18 protein-coding genes are annotated in these 17,201 nt (G+C 67.6%); all 18 read right to left on the bottom strand.

Features of this window, described 5'->3' with window-relative positions; all coding sequences use genetic code 11:
* Window positions 1-13: 13 nt before the first annotated feature.
* Window positions 14-436 carry a hypothetical protein gene (locus ACWEPX_RS10355; protein WP_451896811.1) on the bottom strand — a complete coding sequence of 141 codons (423 nt, stop codon included), beginning with the start codon at window positions 434-436 and terminating at the stop codon, window positions 14-16.
* On the bottom strand, window positions 433-2,622 hold the full coding sequence (locus ACWEPX_RS10350) for a hypothetical protein (protein WP_451896810.1): 2,190 nt from the start codon (window positions 2,620-2,622) through the stop codon (window positions 433-435). The genes ACWEPX_RS10355 and ACWEPX_RS10350 overlap by 4 nt, the downstream gene beginning before the upstream one ends.
* Window positions 2,619-3,248, bottom strand: coding sequence for a hypothetical protein (locus ACWEPX_RS10345; RefSeq protein WP_451896809.1), 630 nt, complete (start codon window positions 3,246-3,248; stop codon window positions 2,619-2,621). Before ACWEPX_RS10345 ends, ACWEPX_RS10350 begins: the two co-directional genes overlap by 4 nt.
* Window positions 3,245-4,468 carry a hypothetical protein gene (locus ACWEPX_RS10340; RefSeq protein ID WP_451896808.1) on the bottom strand — a complete coding sequence of 408 codons (1,224 nt, stop codon included), beginning with the start codon at window positions 4,466-4,468 and terminating at the stop codon, window positions 3,245-3,247. The genes ACWEPX_RS10345 and ACWEPX_RS10340 overlap by 4 nt, the downstream gene beginning before the upstream one ends.
* The gene (locus ACWEPX_RS10335) at window positions 4,465-5,895 is read right to left on the bottom strand and encodes a tyrosine-type recombinase/integrase (protein ID WP_451896807.1); all 1,431 of its coding nucleotides are present in this window, start codon (window positions 5,893-5,895) and stop codon (window positions 4,465-4,467) included. Before ACWEPX_RS10335 ends, ACWEPX_RS10340 begins: the two co-directional genes overlap by 4 nt.
* Window positions 5,896-6,852: 957 nt before the next feature.
* Complete coding sequence (locus ACWEPX_RS10330) at window positions 6,853-7,380, bottom strand: hypothetical protein (protein ID WP_451896806.1); 528 nt, start codon at window positions 7,378-7,380, stop codon at window positions 6,853-6,855.
* 126 nt (window positions 7,381-7,506) lie between these two features.
* A complete protein-coding gene (locus ACWEPX_RS10325) occupies window positions 7,507-8,757 on the bottom strand; it encodes a phosphoadenosine phosphosulfate reductase domain-containing protein (protein WP_451896805.1) in 1,251 nt (416 codons plus the stop codon).
* A 114-nt stretch (window positions 8,758-8,871) separates the two neighbouring features.
* A complete protein-coding gene (locus ACWEPX_RS10320) occupies window positions 8,872-9,138 on the bottom strand; it encodes a hypothetical protein (RefSeq protein ID WP_451896804.1) in 267 nt (88 codons plus the stop codon).
* A 119-nt stretch (window positions 9,139-9,257) separates the two neighbouring features.
* The gene (locus tag ACWEPX_RS10315) at window positions 9,258-9,689 is read right to left on the bottom strand and encodes a hypothetical protein (protein ID WP_451896803.1); all 432 of its coding nucleotides are present in this window, start codon (window positions 9,687-9,689) and stop codon (window positions 9,258-9,260) included.
* Window positions 9,690-9,803: 114 nt separating this feature from the next.
* The gene (locus ACWEPX_RS10310; RefSeq protein ID WP_451896802.1) at window positions 9,804-10,187 is read right to left on the bottom strand and encodes a hypothetical protein; all 384 of its coding nucleotides are present in this window, start codon (window positions 10,185-10,187) and stop codon (window positions 9,804-9,806) included.
* A gap of 81 nt (window positions 10,188-10,268) precedes the next feature.
* Window positions 10,269-11,075: a hypothetical protein gene (locus ACWEPX_RS10305; protein WP_451896801.1), complete on the bottom strand. Its 807-nt coding sequence runs from the start codon at window positions 11,073-11,075 to the stop codon at window positions 10,269-10,271.
* 5 nt (window positions 11,076-11,080) lie between these two features.
* Entirely contained in the window at window positions 11,081-11,638 is a 558-nt protein-coding gene (locus ACWEPX_RS10300; protein WP_451896800.1) for a hypothetical protein, read from the bottom strand.
* A gap of 31 nt (window positions 11,639-11,669) precedes the next feature.
* On the bottom strand, window positions 11,670-12,257 hold the full coding sequence (locus ACWEPX_RS10295) for a hypothetical protein (RefSeq protein WP_451896799.1): 588 nt from the start codon (window positions 12,255-12,257) through the stop codon (window positions 11,670-11,672).
* Between the two features lie 176 nt (window positions 12,258-12,433).
* Window positions 12,434-13,309, bottom strand: a complete 876-nt coding sequence (locus ACWEPX_RS10290) for a hypothetical protein (RefSeq protein ID WP_451896798.1) — start codon at window positions 13,307-13,309, stop codon at window positions 12,434-12,436.
* A 56-nt stretch (window positions 13,310-13,365) separates the two neighbouring features.
* Complete coding sequence (locus tag ACWEPX_RS10285; protein ID WP_451896797.1) at window positions 13,366-13,926, bottom strand: hypothetical protein; 561 nt, start codon at window positions 13,924-13,926, stop codon at window positions 13,366-13,368.
* A 195-nt stretch (window positions 13,927-14,121) separates the two neighbouring features.
* The gene (locus tag ACWEPX_RS10280) at window positions 14,122-14,430 is read right to left on the bottom strand and encodes a hypothetical protein (protein WP_451896796.1); all 309 of its coding nucleotides are present in this window, start codon (window positions 14,428-14,430) and stop codon (window positions 14,122-14,124) included.
* 362 nt (window positions 14,431-14,792) lie between these two features.
* A complete protein-coding gene (locus ACWEPX_RS10275) occupies window positions 14,793-15,566 on the bottom strand; it encodes a DUF7178 family protein (protein WP_451896795.1) in 774 nt (257 codons plus the stop codon).
* 361 nt (window positions 15,567-15,927) lie between these two features.
* Complete coding sequence (locus ACWEPX_RS10270; protein WP_451896794.1) at window positions 15,928-16,317, bottom strand: hypothetical protein; 390 nt, start codon at window positions 16,315-16,317, stop codon at window positions 15,928-15,930.
* Between the last annotated feature and the right edge of the window lie 884 nt (window positions 16,318-17,201).

The following is a 17,201-nucleotide window of genomic DNA, read 5'->3' as shown; positions in this document are numbered from 1 at the left end:
GAACCCGTGTTGATCAGTGAGCTTCGGTGGTCGGTGGGCGCCTACCCGCCAGGTCGGTCACCCCGGCCTGGCGCTGGAGTTGGTCTCGCAGACGGGCGTTCTCGGTGGCGAGCATCCGCAGGTGCTCTTCGTAGATCTCTACGTGCTTGCGCAGGTTGTCGTTCTCGTCGCGCAGGCGCCGCAGGGCCCGGTCTCGGTCGTCGTCGGATCGGACCGGCCGGCGTCGTTTCCGCTCGTCGGTGTGCTGTTGCTGCGCGGCGTCCAGCATGGCCTCCGCGGCTGGGGCGAAGTGCCGGTAGAAGGTGGTGCGGTTGAGGTCGAACCGTTTGGCCAGGGCGGTGACCGTCGGGTAAGCCCCACCCTCGCGATGGGCGGCCAGCAGTTCCTCGGCCGCCGCGCGGACCTGGTCTTCGCTGGGCAGTGACCCGGTGCTCACCGAACCTCCCCGGAGCCGCGGACGGCGTCGACAGCCTTGTGCTGCCCCGAAACGCGGCGCTGATCGGGATCCCGCTGAGGATCGTGGCCGGCCGCGGCCAGCAGCGCCACCAGGTCGCAACGCTGCTGTTGCAGCCGGTGCGCGACGTAGGGCGCCAGCACCTCCGACGACTTCAGAATGCTGTCCAGAGTGGACAACTGGGTGGCGAGGGCGACCAGGTTGTCCGGTGTCAACGCGACGTTGCGGCACCGCAACGGCTGACAATCACCGAGGTCGGGCAGCGCGGTCGTTCCATCCAGGGCGAGCTTGCGTCGGCACAGCGCCTTGGCGGGGTTGTGCACGCAGGTGACGAACTGTCCGAAATAGATTTTCGGGTCGTCCCGTTTCATGATCTTGGCGAGGCGTTTCGGGTCGGTGACCACGGAGCCGGCGTAGGCGACCTTGCGGCCGAACTCGGCCAGTCGGGCCTGCGCTTCTGCGGCGGCGGGACCGCGCAGGTCGTGGTGTTCGTGGCCGTCGATCATCGCCAGCAGACGCTCGCCGCGTTCGAGGGTCTGCTCGGCCTCGACCTCGGCTCGGAACCCGGAGTCGGAGGTTCCGGCGTAGCCCTCGAACATCTGGATGCTGTGGTGTCGGTACTGGATCGCTCCGGCGATGGACCCACCGGGACGGCGGGCGATGAACCACGCCAGCGTGCGACGGAACTGGCTGGTGGACAGCATCCAGCGTTGCTTGCGCACCAACGGGATAATGTCGGGCAGGTCGTGGGCGCCGCAGTAGGTATTGATCCAGTCGACGAACGCGTTGAGCACCCGGTTCGTCGCGGTCGTGGTCTGCGGATTGCCGGCGTCGCCGTAGCGGTACCCGGCGGAGCCGGGCAGGGCTGCGAACAGATAGTCCACCTCGGGTGGCTGGAGATGTTCGAGCACGGTGACAGCGTGCTCGACCGTCTCGGAGACCACCCAGGTCGCCCGGACCCCGGTCGGCGTGCCCTCGCCCTTGAACGCCTGGCTGGTGACCACGCGGCGCACGACGGCGCCGTCGCGGTCGCGCTTGCGGGTCAGGCAGCCGCGGCGCATGTGCTTGACCTCGCTGTCCCGCATCCCAGACAGGTAGGCGATCACCACGTAGCAGGCGGCGGCCAGCATCCGAGTCAGCGTCGGGACGTCGGCGAACCGGATACGGGCCAGCCACGGCCGACCGTACACCTGGGCGCGGACCGGGGTGATGAGGTAGGTGTCGTCGGCGATCCCCAGTTCGGCCACTGCCTGGCTGATCATCGCGCTGGTGGTGGGATAGCGAAACGCGGAGCGGTACCGGCCGATCTGGCGGGCCAGGTGGTGCTCGTTGACCTGCCCGTCGGCGTTACCGGGCAACGGCCGACCGGCGGCGCGGTAGTCGGCCAGCAGCGTGCGCAGCCGTTCACGCGTCTCGGCCCGCTTGGCCCGGTCGATGATCGGTGGTTGACCGCGGCGTCCCAGTGCGCTGCGCCGCCGCCCCTCGACGTACAGCGGCCACCATTCGGCACGGGCGGCCAGCACGTCCGGGGCGAAGTCGCTGACCCACCGCAGCGCCCACACCAGCAGCGGGCTGATCATCTGCTCGGGGATACGGTCGGTGCGGTTCTCGCTGCGACGGGCCGGTTTGGAGTTGTCGCTGCTCCACTCCTCGATCCGCGACGGATCCACCGGCAGAGCGTCGCTGTGCAGGGCAAGACGGTAGAGCCAGAACAGCCGCACCGCGCCTCGGTGCGCGCCGCGCTGGCTGGGACCGAGGTCTTGAGCCTGGAGCCAGTGGTGGTAGGCCAGCAGGTCGTCGGCCGTGACGTCGGCCAAGGCCGGAATGCCGCGCCGGTCGGCCCACCAGAGGAACTTCTTCACGTGGGTGAACCGTCCGCGGATCGAGCCCAGCGAGCTGCGGGTCTCCCCAGGTGGGGGTTCGCCGGCCAGCAGGGCGTAGAACAGTTCCTTGGCGACCGGGCGGAACGCCGCCGGCAGGGTGGGGAAGTTCAGGATCCACCGTCGGGTGTGGACCTGATGGTTGGCCGCGTCGAGGTCCCACACGTCGTCAGCGAACCGGGACGTGCCGTCCAGGTCGGCGCCTGGGCGCAGGGGGCGGGTGGCCAGGACCGGGGCATCCGGGGGCACCGGCCCGCCGCGACGGGGCGCGGCTGCGGCGCTGGTCACGTGTTCTCCTTCGGTCCGTCGATGACGTCCAGCAGGGCGGCCAGGCCCACGCTGGGTGGGGCCTGCTCCCATTCGGCGGGGCTGAACTTGGGGCGGATGTGCTGGGTGATGGCCAGCCAGGTAAGGCCGTGCCGCTGCCACCAGGTCGCCAACTCCATCGCCTCGCGCCGCGCCAGCAGCCAGTCCAGCAGGGCCTTCAGCCGCGGGATGTGCGCGTGAGTGACCAGCGCGTTCTCACAGGCCAGGCAGGTCAGAAACGACACCGAGCACCGCTTGCCGCCGTCGAACGGGCCGTGCTCGATGTCCGCGCAGGCCGCGACCACGGTGTCCAGCCGCCCCGCCAGCAGGAGCTCGGCGGTCTCCTGCGAGACCCCCAATCGGTGGGCGGCCTCGGCCGGTTCGGGCACCTGACCCTGCGCGGTGGCCAGCACACGGGCGTGCGCGGCCCTGGCGTCCCGCTCGGCGTCGGCCAGCGCCGCGGTGACCACCTCGCCGGCCCACTCCCGAACCGAGGCGTCACCCCGCAGGTAGTTGGAGAACAGCACCGGGAAGGTGTTGCTGCGTGTCGAGGAGGGCAGGTGGCCACCCGCGGCGCGGGTGTTGCGCACGTCCACCGTCTTCTTCAACAGCGGCAGGTTGATCCGCAAGCGGTCGCCGTTGTCGTCGACGAGGTTGTGTTGGTGCCGGGCCTGCCATTTCTTGAACGAGTTGCCGCGGTGCAGCCGCCGGTCATACGCGCCGATGTGGCCGTTGCGCCACACCCAGATCGACCACAACGAGTCGGTGCCGGAAACGACCGGCCCAGCCGGGTCATCTCCTCGATCAACAGATACAGCCCGCCGGAGGTCTGCAACCGCGCGCTGGGCTTGCCGATCTCCCAATGCCCGGTGTCGAACATGCGGCTGGGCCCGCGACGCCGCTTGACCAGCCCGATCCGCACCGCCTTGCCCTCCAGGACCTCGTGTACGGCCGACAGGTCCTTGATGGTCTCGGCGTTGCGGCCCGACAACCCGACCGCCAGCGTCAGCAACGGCGGGATGTCGCGGTCGAGCAGGAACAGGTACCCGGCCAGCTCCAGCATCGCCGCGCGGTCCCGCAACCCGGAATTCGGGTGCGGCATCCGGATGATCGGCACCTCTCCGGTCACCCTGATCTGCGCCAAGGTGGCGGCCAGCTTCTGCTGCTCGACATCCAGCGAGTCCGGATCCTGCTCGTAGTCGGTGAGCAGCCGCCGACCGGTGGCCAGGCGCTCGCGGATGGCCGCGACGTCTGACCGGGCCGTGGCCATGATCAGGTCGAACTCGCGGTCGGAGTACCCGCTGGGCGGTGGCGGTTTCGGGGTCGTCAGGGGCCGACGCTGGTTCAACCAGGCGTGGACCTCCTCGCTGATCAGCTCTGGCGGGAGCACCTCGCGCAGCACCTTGCGGATCTGCCAGATCTCCAAGGTCAGCGTCCGCTCGTTGACAGAACCAAGCCGGTCCATCCGGTAGCGGTCCAGGTGCCGCGCGGTCAGCTCGGCCAGGGTGGCGGGCGGCTGGGCCATGCGCTCCAGCGACCGCAGAAACTGCTTGAGCGCGCTCCACGCCCCCTCCGCGGTGGACCGCGTGCGACAGCTTCCCTGCGGGCCACAGACCACGGCGAACGCCTCCGCCAGCGGCGGATGCAGCTGTGGCATCGGCCAGTCGGCGAACCGGAACACGTCGTTGCGGCCGTCCTCGCCCTCGAACAGCACCTCCAATCCCGAGCCGGGCGCGCTGCGCACCAACGGCTCCGGCTCGTAGGCGCCCTCCGGACGCGCGGCAAACCGGCTCCGGCCCGTGGTCGGCCGCCGGCGGCTCCCGCTCACCGGACCACCAGCCCGGCCTGGCCGTACGCCTCGTCTGCAGCCTCACGCTCCAGCTCGCCGGAATCCAGTCCGGCCGGCTCCCACTCATCGGGCACCAGCGCCAGCCGGGTCTCCATCTCCAACTCCTGCAACGTGTGCAGGTAGGTGAAGGTCGACTCCAACGACCGGTGACCGAGCCGGCGTCGCACCCAGTCCTGCGGGTCACCGAAGACCTGCTCGTAGGACGTTCGCTGGGCGGGGCTCATCGCGGCCAACTCACGGATGTGCTCTCGCTGCAACTGCTCCAGCGTGACCACCGCGAACGTGTGCCGCAGCAGGTGCGGATGACACCGCAACGCGATCCCGTGCCGCACGCACCGGTCGTTGGCGTCCTGGAACATCGACTTCCACGTGCCCGGCATGACCGGCAGCCCGTCCTCGGTCAGCCACAACGCCGCCGGTTCCAGCAGCCCGTCCTCACCTCGGATGAACAACAGGCGCCGCTCGCGGTGCCCAAGCGATTCCACCGCGACCCGCCGGCCACCTGACCGGCGCGGCGGCAGCGACGCCCGCTGCGGGTCCTCGACCACGAGCGGATCGGCCACCCGGTCATAGATCCCGCGTGCCCGTGCCCGCTCCACCACCTCGGCCCGATCGAACCGGACGTAGTCCCACACATCCCGCAGCACCGAAGCCGCGATGTAGATCCGGCGGCCCGACCCGCCCTTGGCGATCGCGACCGGCAACCGGGTCGGCACGTACGCCCGCCCCAGATCCACCTCCGGTACCTCGAACAACGACAGGCTCGACTGTTCCGACAACCGCAGCCCTGTACGCACCATCAGGTCACAGAACGTCGCATTCCGGGAGGCAAGCCGGCCCTTGAACGACCCGTCCCGCACTCCCGTCGGCAGATAACCGCGCACCCCCACATCCCGCCAGCGTCGATACGACGTCGGCGGCAACCAGCCCGCCTCCGCCCTGCGGCCATCGCGCGGCGCCTCCGCCGGCGTCTCCTCCCCAGACCGTGCCCGGCCCGGCCGCGACCGCGCCGGACGCTGCACGATCGGGTTCTGCTCGACCAGCCCCCGGCGCACCGCCCACTTGTAGAACTGGTTCACCGTGGCCACGCATCGCCCCCACGTCGACCCCGCCACGCGTGGCCCGTTCGGATCGGTCCGGCGCCACCGCTTGTACGCCGCCCGATCCTCCGGCGTGGCGTCCGTCCACGTCCGACTGCCGACAGGTTTTCGGTGGCACCACAAGAAAGTCAGGAAGTCCGCCAGGTCGTAGGCGATCGCCGCCAAGGTGTGCTCCGAGGCGTCCACCATGTCCGCCTGCAGGAAGTACCGGTTCAACGCGAGGTCGTAGTGACCGTCCGGCGCGATCAGGCACGGCACCCGATCCGGGATGTCCTCATCATCCAGCCACCGGTCCACCACCTCCACCGGGGCCAAACCTTGAAGCACCTCCCGCGGCTCCCGCGGCACAGGCAAGTTCCGACACGTGAAGTGCACTCTCCAGCCCAAGATCGGCATCGACCCACCCTACTATGAACAGTGTTCGGCCCTACATAAGCGGTGCAGACGTACTCGTCGATGAGGTGCTGTGCCGCTTCGGTTGGGAGCGCGGCGAACCGTGCGAGTTGCTCGGGCCAGCCGGATTTGTTGCCAGCGTAGGGACAGTGTCGGCAGCAACTTTTCGGCCACGCTAAGCCGAGTTTGCGGTACAGGTAGTCGAGGCAGTCCTGTCGGCTCCAGCCCCATTCATAGATCGGGTACGTCGGGATGCGTTGTCCGCCCATGGAATACGCGGAGTCACGCGCGTGATCCTGGTTCCTTCGTGGACGTTGAACCCGATCGCGTGGATGTAGGGCCTACCGCCGAACTCGTTGGCCCGCCACGCATCCTGCGGTGCACCCTTCGCCTTTTGGCTGCACTTGCGGACTCCGCCGAGCTGCGGCATGGTGCCGGTGACGCGGTTCTCGCGGGAAAGCTTGTACACCCCGTCGAGGTGCAGCCGGTACGGTTGCCGGGTGTCCTGGAGTACGGCGCGCCGTCCTTTTTGGCCGGACCCTTGCGGGCGACTTCAACCAGTCGAACGTTGTGCTTGCGGAGCAAGGGAAGAATGTAGTGCTGGACAAGGCTTCCGGTGGTGCTCCACTCGTCTCCGGTCTGGGCGATGACGACGACCAGGTTCGAGAAGTCCGGAGCGATCGTGTCAGGTCGAGCGGCCGGATCGGTGAGCATGCGCAGGATTCCGGCTGTTGATTCCGCGCCCATCCCGTACGACCAAACGTAGGGCATCAGATCGAGGGATTCGGTTGTTCGTGTCCTCCTTTGCATGTTGTCCTCCGTGTGGATGTCGTTGCCGGACAGGCGATCCGCGTGAGTTGCCTGCGGGGGTTAGAAGATGTTCGGCAGACGCCAGGTGATGGGCCGGATACGCAGGGGCCGCGTGCCGGCGTACGAGGCGGCGAGGTTGCCGTGGTCGGTGATGACTCGGTAGCCAATGAGCCACACGGCGAACCACGGCTCGGCAGCAGCACCTTGGCGGGCCGTCACATCGGGTGCCGACAGCATGTTCGTGTCCAGCCGCGGCAGGGACGAACGGTAGTGATCCAGCCGTCCGCCGATCATCGGGCAGGACTCGCTCGTGTACGCGGCGCACCACGGGTGCAGCGCTGGCTCGCTCGTGCACTGCCGTGGCAGGTCGGACAAGCGCATCATCAGCACGGCGCGGTGCTCCAGCGGCCGACCGCACACTCCGCACCACCGGTTCAGCAGGGCCCGCCCCATCCGATCGCGATCGACCGAGCCGAACAGGTATCGCCCGTCGGCCGTGCGGGGCGTGATCCAGGGCACGACCAGGCCGCCCACGGTCGGAAGGTGCTGTAGCGACAACGGAATTGGGGGAACGAGGGCGTCGGTCATGGTCCTTTCTCCTGTCTCCATGGGGTTGTCGTGTCGCGCACGCACGCGAAGGCCCGTGCGCGACGCTGAAGGTGGGTGAATTGCGGCCCACGCGACTTGCCCGCGTCGGATTCGACTGTCGGGCTGTCAGGCTGCGTGTGACGTGGTGTCGCGTGCGTGCCCGTTGGTGTGGCTGTCGATGCGGAGTTCGAGCCGCACGGTTTGGTTGTGGCAGCGGTACAAGGCGCGTGGGTCGAGCCAGTCGGAGTCCCGGTTGTCGTCCGGCGCGAGACCAACGGCGGTGGGCACGCCGAGATCGGCGTCCGTGTCGGTGAACAACGTGCCGGCGCCGAGCGTGATCTCCTCGCCGACCGAGGGCGTGACGGGCGCGAGGGACCGCGCTATGTCGCCACAGTGCTCGGAGCGACGGGTCTCGACCACGATGGCGACGAGTCGTCCAGGTTGGCCGACGGGTGCGTTCTCGAACGAGACGTAGTCCTCGGCGTCCGGACCGGTGAGCAGGAAGACGGTGCCGTAACGGTCGAACTGGCGTTCGAACCTCGGCCACCACAGTTGGCCCTGGCCGAGCTCGATCGCGGCGGTCTCCTCGGTGTATTCCGCGGTTGTGGCTTGCTCAGCGGTGGCGATGATCTCGGCCATGGACAGGTCGTTGCGGAACCGGTGCCCGATCTCGGCTTCCAGTTCGGCGTACTCGGCGGCCAGTTCCGGGCGTAGTTGTGCGGCGCGGACGAGATCCGTGCGGCTGCCGAGCACGCAGAGGGAGCACGAGAGGCGGGTCATGCCCTGGTCGTAGGCCGGGTGGTACGGCACGCCGGACGCCCGGATGCGTTGCCACACCTGGGTTTCGGTCCATTCGTGGATTGGAAGCCAGGTGTCGACGGTGCGCCGGCCGCTGCTGGCGGCCTCGTCACGACTCAGGCGAGCCTTCTTCAGCCGTGCCCGCGATTCCTCGGCGCGCAGGCCCATGCAGTTCAGCACGCGGGCCGGACGGCCCAGATCGCCGAGCTCGGCGACCAGTTGCGTGATGAGTTTCCTTGCGGGGCCTCGCTTCTGGTCCGAAGTGCAGTAGCGAGCCGAGGCAGAAGGCCAGCGCCCGCGGCGGCGAACTTGGTCAAGGAGCAGTCCTTGCTCGCGGTGGCGCTGTTCGTAGCGTACCCCGTAGTGCTCAGCCTGCTTGCGGGCGAGTTCACTGGTGCCGGGCCACTCGACGTGGCCGAGCGCGCAGTGCAGGACGGTGATGCGATCGAGGACTCTCGCGGCCTCGGCGAGGGTACAGACTTCGTCGAGCATTGCTTGTGAGTCCTTGCCGCCGCTGCTGTTGACGAGGATGACGTCATAGGTGGCGAGGTTCGGCATTTCGGTGGTTGTTGTGTGCATGAGTCACCCCTTCATCACGTGACGCGATTGGATGTCCTGAGTGGACGAACGGTGGCGCTGTACGGTGGCGTGCGATTGGCGCGAGCGCGGGCTGACGTTCGCGCGATGGGGTTGTCAGCCCTCGAAGGTGACGTCGCCCTGGACGCAGATGCGCAGTGGGACCGTGCTGTCCTTGTCGTTGCGCAGTAGCCACGGTTCGGTGTCGTCGAGATCGATCGAGACTCGGACCTGACGGCTGGCCGGGTCGACGTAAAGCGCGACGTGGACCCCGGCGACGGTGATCGTCGGCCGTTCGTCCTCGTTCGTCATCGGTTCGAAGGTGGCTGCACGGTTGGCCGTATCGGCGATGGTGGGCAGATCGGTGTTGCCGGTGCTGTGCATGGTGATCTCCTCGGACGGCGGGTGGCCGTCATCACCGGCCCGCGCGGACGCGGGCCGGTGTGGCGTGGGTGCGGGTGGGGTGGTCCGGCCGCGTGGCCGGGGAACTGCGGCGCCTGGTGCTAGCGGGCGGCGTCTGGGCCGCGCTGCGCCGTGGTGATGTCGCGGTGGTCCGTGCTGCGGTAGCTGGTGTCGCGGTCGGTCGTGGGCGTCCAGCCCAGTGCGGCCAGCAGCGGCCGGACGCCGGCCCACCAGCCACCAGGAAACCGCCGGAAGAGCCATTCCTCTGCGGTGTAACGGTCTAGGTCGGCAGTGGGCCGCGGGATCACGATTGAGGTGGGACGTAAGGTGAACATGTCGATCGTGATCACGAGAGCGCGGAAGGTGCCGCCGGACGCGGTGCCGACCATGGTGGCGCTGGGTGCTGCGTTGATCAGCGTGGCGTGGTAGCGGGTGGCGTCACCGGGGGCCCACCACGCCCAGCGCGGGCGTTCCGTGGGGACGTTGATCTCAGCGATGAGTTGCCGGGCATCGTGAATGTCGTTGGTAGTCATGGCGGTTCGAGGTCCTTCGGATGTGTATCAGTCCATGCAGGGCGATGCCTCCCCTGGTGAGCTGGTGTTGGGGAGGGCATCGCGCCGATGTGGCGTAGCTGGTTGAGGGAGTGGTCAGGAGTGGCGGTGTCGCCGGAGGGCGTGCTCGACGGCGTTGGTGATCGTGTCGCCGTTGGTCTGCGCGCTCGTGTGCTGGTAGAGCGGCCAGGACCAGACGCAGTCGCGGCCGTCGCAGTAGATGCGGACGTGTCCGTCGTCGTTTTCCTGGAGGACCAAGGGAAGGCGGTGCCGCTCGGGCTCCGGCCGCTGGTGCGCGCTTCCCGACAGGGTTAGGCGTGAGCCGTCCTGAAATCCCACGTCGACCCCGCGCTCGGCGAGGTGCTGCACGACGTGGCTGACCAGGTCTTGCGCGTTGACCTTGCCGACGGCCGAGCCGGGCCTGGCGGGATCTTCGAGGTAGTGGTAAACCAGGTCTTCCAGCGTTTCGACCAGAATCATCGGTTGGGCCTTTCGTAAGAGCCAAATTGGTGTGCGGGAAAGGAGTCGCGCGCCAGCCGGACGCGGGCGACAGTTGGGGTGCTACTTGTATTCGCGCTTCCACCTGGCTTCGACCTTGGGCGCCAGCTCGGCGCGCAGGTCGTCCTCGGTGCGCCCGTGCTTTGCGGCCAGGGCGGCGAGGATGAGCCGTGCGTCCTCCTGGTACTCGGCGATGGTGTCTCGGTGGTGGGCGACGCTTGCCCTGGTCAGGTGTCGGGCGTAGGCCAAGGCGTCCGCGTAGGAGCGACGGGCCGTGAACTCGGTGTCGATCTGCCCATACCCCTTGGTGTGCAAGGGTGTTCCGTCTGGTGAGGTGATCGCTTTCGCGGCTTTGGCCTTGGCGCGTTCGGCTTTCTCCGCTTCCCGTGCGAGTTGCTCGGGGGTCTTGATCCGGCTGGGCCGGTTGCGGACGTCGACCGGCGCGCTGGGGTAGCACTCGGTGCACGCGGCCTTGCCGGCCTGCTCGACGATCTCGGTCTCGTCGTGCCCGGAGAGCTGGGTGAGCCAGGCGAACCGGGTGGACGGAAAGCAGGTGCGGCACGCCATGGTGCGGTGCACGTGCCCACCGGTGTTGAGGACCAGCCAGGCGCGGGTCCAGCCGCCCCGACGCTCGAACTCCGCATCGAGAGGGCGCGTTGCTGCCTCGCACTCGGCCATGGTCTGGCGGGCCTGCTCGATCCGAGGCTGCAACTCGGTCGCGTACTCGGCCATGCCGTCGTTCACCAGACGCTGGACGCGGGCGGTGAGCTTGTTGACGGTGTCGGTGGCCTTGGCGTGTTCGATGCCGAGCCGGGCGAGCTCTTCGTCGATCTCGGACGGGGTTGCGGTGGTGGGGTCGTCGATGGTCATGGTGTTCACCTCGGAACGGGTTCGGGCCAGGCCGTGTCGGCCAGGCGGGGGTGTGGGAAGGCGTCGCCGGTGCGCCAGGCGCGGATGGCGGGGGCGAATTCGCTGGTGACGGCGCGGTCGAGGTCGCGGATGTCGATCGCGGTCCGGCCGTTGCGGCGGGCGTCGGCCCACAGGTCGAGGACCTTGGTGAGGTTGTCCGCCAGTAGCGCGGTCAGCGCGGTGGGCGGGTAGTCCTCGGCGATCGCGGCCAGCAGGCCGGCCGTCTCGGTCAGCGGCATGCCGGGAGTGGTGTAGTGGTCGAGCTGGCGGACCGGCAGCGTGACCACGTGCTCGGGTCCGGGCTGAGCGCCGGCCAAGGTGACCGTGCCGAGCTGGACATCGGCGCCGAGCTGGAAGACGTAGACCCAGAAGCCCATGCGGTTGGTCGCGCGGGTGAGCGACTGGCGCGGCAGGTGGCGTCCCCGTGCCACGTCGAGCGCCTTGGCGCGGTTCGTGGGCACGGTGAGCACGTCGTCCAGGCACGCCCGTGACAGGTCGAGGCGGTCGTAGAACTTCACGAACACGAAGCGCTCCTTTCGGTGTGGTGGCGTGGTTTCACGCGCGGGTATGGGCGAGCGCGCGGGGTGGCAGGGCGGTGGTGGTCCAGCCGTAGAGGTCGAAGACCTGGCGGGCGTGGGTGCGGCAGTAGAGGTCGAAGGCGCCGCCCTGGCCGGCGTGGGTGGCGCGGCGGTGGCAGTAGCGCGGGAGCCGGCCGCTGCCGAACTCGGTTTGCCAGGTGCACACGCGCAGCCGGTGGACGCGGATGACGAGGCCAGGGCCGCCGTTGACGCCTGCCCAGCGGCCTCCGTCGACGTCGGTGGCGTGCCAGACGTAGCGGGTCCACCGTCCGCCGGACGGGGTGTAGGTGCGCCGGCCGAGCTGATGGGCATCGGCGGGGTCAATCGTGGCCAGGTGTCCGCCGGGCCAGGTGGTCAGCGCGTGACCGGTCGAGGACACGTAGGCGACGAACGTGTTCGCGCGGGTCATGGCCTCGCGTTCGCGTTCGTTCGAGCACGGAAAGCAGCTCGTGGCGCCGGTGGCCGGGTCGAGCGCGCGGCCGGTGCCGATCCCGCCGGGGTCCGGGGTGGGCGGGTGGCCGCAGTCGAGGACGTCCGCCACGGGGGCGGTGGAGGAGGTGGTCATGGCGGTATCGGTCCCTTCGGGCCGGAGGTGAGCGGAATCGGGAAGGCGCAGGCCGGCCGTTCGGCCACCGGAGGGCGACCGAACGGCCGGAGGTGATCAAGAGAGGTGTCCGAACGTGGCCAGCAGCCGGGCGAACTCGGCCACCCGGTCGGCCCGTGGGTGTGGACGGGCTGAAGTCAGCGGTACTGGCCGGTGATCTGGACCAGGTGGGCCATGTCGACCACGGGCCCGGCCCAGTAGCGGACGTGGGCCGGTTCGTTGCCGATTCCCCAGACGTAGAGCCGGAAATCGGGGTCGCTCGGGCAGGCCCACACGGAGCGCTTAGCGGGCCCGTCGGGAGAGGGGGCGCCGTGTTCGTCGCACCGATCATCGACGACCAGGCCCCCGCCCCAGGACGACCGCAGGTGCGCGAACACCCGGACGTACGAGGCATCGAACGGCACCGTGTGCGCCTTCTGCCGGGCCGCGACCCACTTGGTCAGCGCGTCCGCGGACAACGGCCGGCGGGAGGTGATCACGGCGCGCACGGTGTCGACGTCGGTGAGCCGGCCGTGGTCGCTGCTGTCCGCGTAGGCTAGTGCGCCCGGACCGGTGAACCACAACGTGATCCACTGCGGCCCCCGGTGCCAGCCGCGCGCGTAGCCTCGCCGGTCGCCCAGCTCGGTGATCGGGATCGGCGGCAACACGCCGTTCAGGCCCCGGTCCGGTCGGGGCGTCCACCCGTGCGCGCTGAGGTCGTCGTCCACGGTCGGGTAGATCATGTCCGTGGTTCGGGCGCCGGAGTAGCCGCGTGCCGCGCGGCTCAAGGTGTCGGCCAAGCCGTTCATGCGGCCGGTGACGTTGCGCAGGCCCTGCACCTGCATCGGGCGCGAGCTCAACGCGTCGTCGTGCAGGTCGGCAACCTGGCAGCGCAGTTCTTCCGCGAGCCGGGCCAGGCCGGTCAGGCTCGCGGCCTGCACACGGTTCACCGTCTCCAGAGACTCGGCCCGTGCGCGTTCCCGGTCGAGCTCCGCGCGCAGAGCGTCCAGCGTGGTCGGGTGGTCGGTGGTCATCGTTGTGCTCGCTTTCGTCGGTCGGATGGCGTGACGGGCCAGAGGCGGAAAGGGGGTCACTGTTCGGCGAGCACGCGGTCGAGCTGATCAAGGAAGTAGTCGACGTCCGTGTTCGGGCGCATCGCGTCGCCGGACGGCATCCAGTCGAAGTCGTCGACGTAGCCGGCGCGATCGAAGGTGTCGACGTAGTCCGTGTGGTCACATTCGCAGCAGTCCGGCGCGGTGACCGGGTACAACTGGCTTCCGACGTTCCGGGACGCGGTGGCCAGAGCGCGCTCACGGAACGTGGGCGCGGTGTAGGTGGCGATCGCGGTGACCACACGGGCGGCCGGGAATCGGGCGAACAATTCGGCCAGCACGTCGTAGTGGGCGTGCCAGCACGCGGAAATGGTGCGGCGCCTGCCGTTCGGGCCGGTGCCCTTGCCGCATGCGGACGCGCTGCCCTTGGCGCCGCAACCGGCCGTGTCGGTGGCGCGGAGGGTGAACGTGGCGCGGGGGCCGGCGCGGTTGCTGCGATCCTCACCCGTGCGCACGGTGATGTTTCCGTCGTAGAGCGCGCTGGACACGTCGCGTACGACGTGGTGAATATCGGTGAGGGACACGCCGTACACGAACATGGTTGAACTCCTTCGCTCATTCGGGAAACGGTGGTGATGACGTGCGCGCGGATGAGTCGAACAATCCGCAACGGAAAGCCGAGCCGTTGCAACCGTTGCGCGCGGGTGAGAGCTGCGCGGCGCCCGTCATGAACGGGCGCCGAGACACGCGGCTGACCATCGGTGACATGTCCGGATAAGTCGGACTGTTTATTGCTAGATCCAGGAATCGACGCGGAGGACGGTAGCGCCGCATTTCTTGGCGACGTAGTTCGCAGCGTCCGCCAGAGATGAAAATCGGTAGCGGTAGGCGGACAACGGCACCGGAACGGGTGCCCCGTCGGTCGAATCGATGCGCCAGCGTCCGCGCGGTGCGCGTTCGCACGCGACGAAAGCGCACCCATCACGAGTGAACGCGACCGCGCTATCGGCGTCCTGTTCGCCGTAGGTGTCGTCAGTCATGACGTCGCCGTTTTGGGCGTACTGAAAGTGGAGCTCAACGACGTTGTCCGTGTCGGTGGACATGTGGTCTCCCTTGGCGTTGGCTGGTCGAACGTGGAAACGAGCGCGGGTTTCAGGCCCAGCGCGGTTGGGATTCCTCGCGCAGTCCGTCAAAGGTCCACACACCGAAAATTCGGAACTGTCCACAACGCACGCGCACATGTGCGCGCGGAACACAACCGCTCGGGCTGAACGTGGTGTGTTCGCCACGTCGGTACGCACCCCGAGTCGCGGTGACCAAAACGGAGATTTCGCCGCGCGGGGTGTACCCGGTCACCTTGGCGGGTACGAGTCCGGAGAAGCTGTCCAGAAAGATTAGGTCGCCGACCCGAATAACAGTTGTCGGAATCGAACGGTTTTGCGTGTCAGTCATCGTGAGACCTCACTTAGGCAGCCGACTGGTAACCCGTACCGGGGCACGTGGCCAGATCAGGCAGGTAGACGGTCCGGAATTCGTTCCACGCGCGTTCGGAATTCGCGCGGGCATGGTTGCGTCCCCGGTCCAGCCGGTTAGGACCGCGCCGTTGCTCGGCTTCCTGGTTGAGCCGTTGACGGACCAACCAGGTCACTGCCTGAACCTGGTGCGCCGAAACCTGTTCTCCCGCACGTGCGGAGACCAGCTCCGCGGCACGGCGGTACAGGCTGACCACGTGGTCGTACTGCCGACGGGAAACCGATCCGTCCTTACGGCGGAACCCGTTGACCGGTGCCGAGCCGTACTCCTCGGAGGTGAGCGCGCGACCGTGCGCCACTGACAGCGCGTGCCGATCGATCACCACGCGCGGGTCATCCGGATCTTGATCTCCGCCGAACTCGATCAGGTGGGCAAAGTCGCGGATTTTCGGACCGTTCAGAATGTCCTCATACCGCTCACCGGCGAGCAGCCGATCCGCCGCGCGTTTCTGGCCGGTCGTGGCGAACATTCCGGAACCTGGCCCGCCGATTCCCTTACCCTCGCGCAGTACGCGAGCCGCATTAAGGACGTTGCCGATCCATCCCTGTTGTGGCGAGTAAATCGCGAGCATTCCGGCGCCGAGATGGGCGTCACCGTTCGCGATGGCGGTTGCCACGTGGTGCGCGTCGGCATACCAGCGCATTCCTTGCGCGATTTCGTCGGGTGTGGCCTGTTCCCAGTGCCACACGATGTTTTCGTGGCTCACCGGGTGTGCCCGGAACCATGGGTGATCGCTGGGGGCAGGCATGACAATTCAATCCTTTTAGGTGTGATTCACGGTCACCGGCGAGTCGTCCCACAAGCGGGACCATCCCGATTGCACGGGACGTGCGCCGGCCGTTCGTACGTATTTGTCCAGGGCGAGCAATTCGCGTCGTACTTCTCCGACGTCCAATTGCCACAGCTCACGGGAGATCTCACTCCGGACGCGGTCAAGGTCAACCGCACCCGATGACGCGAGGGAATACAGAGCGGACGACATACCGCCGTGCCAATCGGACGCGATGCGGCGCGCTTGTCCGTCGCTGATCATGACGATAACTGCACTCATGGTCTTCACTCCTGACTCACGCCGCGGCCGTGACCGGAATGGATTCCATGGCGGAAAAATCGAAAATTGCGAGCTGCGCGGTTTCTCGCGCGAGGGTCATTGCCTCGGCCAGGTCCGCAGTCACGACGGAAACGTCCAGGTAGACGCGACCGGTCGCAGGGTCGCGCCATCCGCCGAGAACGCGACCGGGCAGCGAAAGCGCGTCTTTCGCTTGCCCGATGTATTCGTGTAGGTCGTTGCTGGTCACTGGACCGTCGAAAACGCGTTCATGTTCCGGGTGTACGGCGACTGCAAAGCCGGTACGGACGTCGGAACCGTCGTCAGGCTTGACGGAAAAGCCGCCGTCGGGAACGGACAGAGCGTCCGCCATGGCGTTAATTCGGGCGGACCAATCGATCAGAGTCATAGTCATGGCGGTACTCCGTTTCGTGTGCGAAAGTGGTTGACTGGCAGCGATTCAGGCCAGTTGTGAACTGGCACCGAAACGCGCAACCCTCGCCGTTGTGAGATCTCCGCAAAGGGGACACATCCTGTATCCGGGCAATACGGCGCACTACTCACGGGTGAGGGTTGCGCGTTCCGATGGCACATTCCCTGAATCTCTAAAACACTGTTGGGATAAGCCGTTACGTCTAGCGCGCAATGCAAGGAACCATGCCCGTAGGGTTTGGCGTGCTATGAGCAGGCGAGAGCGACGCTCTCAAGCCAGAGAAACCCAATGTCGGCAACCGCCTAAGACAACCCCGAACGCCTACACATTGCGACGTTTTTCGGTGCTAGACCACCATTGACTTATCTTGGGGACACACCTGTGGCAGGCATGCCATTTATGCGCGCTACTCCGCTCTATAGCAAGAGCTATACAAATGGTGCTGCAAGCGCAGTTACTACACATTCCCTCTCGGAAATGAGCGTTTGGCTACGCGTCGTTCACCATTCCGCTCTGCACGGATTCGCTGCTGACCGCACGGCCCAAGCCGTTGCCCGCGCTATACGGGACTTAAGGTTGTTGTCGTTAGGAAGTTGCCGTGGTGATCGACTCGCAGGGACGCCGTGCCCTGGTCCTCGTCGCCTCCTCGGTAGCTGTCCTGCTGACATGTCTATTAGACACTCAAGTAGGACACTTCGCAAGAGGCGAGACCCCTGTCGTGACCTTGCCGTGACCTGATCTTGTAGATGTCCTGGTCAACCCGAATGCACGCGTGACAGCAACATCCGTAGCCCTTTTGGTTCAGGGACTGCACAGGAAGGGAATAGCCGGCACGGCGGAGCCCAGCGGACGCGACCGGC

The sequence above is a fragment of the Actinokineospora sp. NPDC004072 genome, assembly GCF_053604195.1.
The sequence above is the reverse complement of the archived record's forward strand: the minus strand, read 5'-3'. Positions and strand labels throughout refer to the sequence as shown.

Bases quoted from the DNA above. Each gene is read 5' to 3' on its own strand.
- ACWEPX_RS10330 (WP_451896806.1), bottom strand. From the start codon at position 7,380: ATGACCGACGCCCTCGTTCCCCCAATTCCGTTGTCGCTACAGCACCTT.
- ACWEPX_RS10325 (WP_451896805.1), bottom strand. From the start codon at position 8,757: ATGCACACAACAACCACCGAAATGCCGAACCTCGCCACCTATGACGTC.
- ACWEPX_RS10320 (WP_451896804.1), bottom strand. From the start codon at position 9,138: ATGCACAGCACCGGCAACACCGATCTGCCCACCATCGCCGATACGGCC.
- ACWEPX_RS10315 (WP_451896803.1), bottom strand. From the start codon at position 9,689: ATGACTACCAACGACATTCACGATGCCCGGCAACTCATCGCTGAGATC.
- ACWEPX_RS10310 (WP_451896802.1), bottom strand. From the start codon at position 10,187: ATGATTCTGGTCGAAACGCTGGAAGACCTGGTTTACCACTACCTCGAA.
- ACWEPX_RS10305 (WP_451896801.1), bottom strand. From the start codon at position 11,075: ATGACCATCGACGACCCCACCACCGCAACCCCGTCCGAGATCGACGAA.
- ACWEPX_RS10295 (WP_451896799.1), bottom strand. From the start codon at position 12,257: ATGACCACCTCCTCCACCGCCCCCGTGGCGGACGTCCTCGACTGCGGC.
- ACWEPX_RS10290 (WP_451896798.1), bottom strand. From the start codon at position 13,309: ATGACCACCGACCACCCGACCACGCTGGACGCTCTGCGCGCGGAGCTC.
- ACWEPX_RS10285 (WP_451896797.1), bottom strand. From the start codon at position 13,926: ATGTTCGTGTACGGCGTGTCCCTCACCGATATTCACCACGTCGTACGC.
- ACWEPX_RS10280 (WP_451896796.1), bottom strand. From the start codon at position 14,430: ATGTCCACCGACACGGACAACGTCGTTGAGCTCCACTTTCAGTACGCC.
- ACWEPX_RS10270 (WP_451896794.1), bottom strand. From the start codon at position 16,317: ATGACTCTGATCGATTGGTCCGCCCGAATTAACGCCATGGCGGACGCT.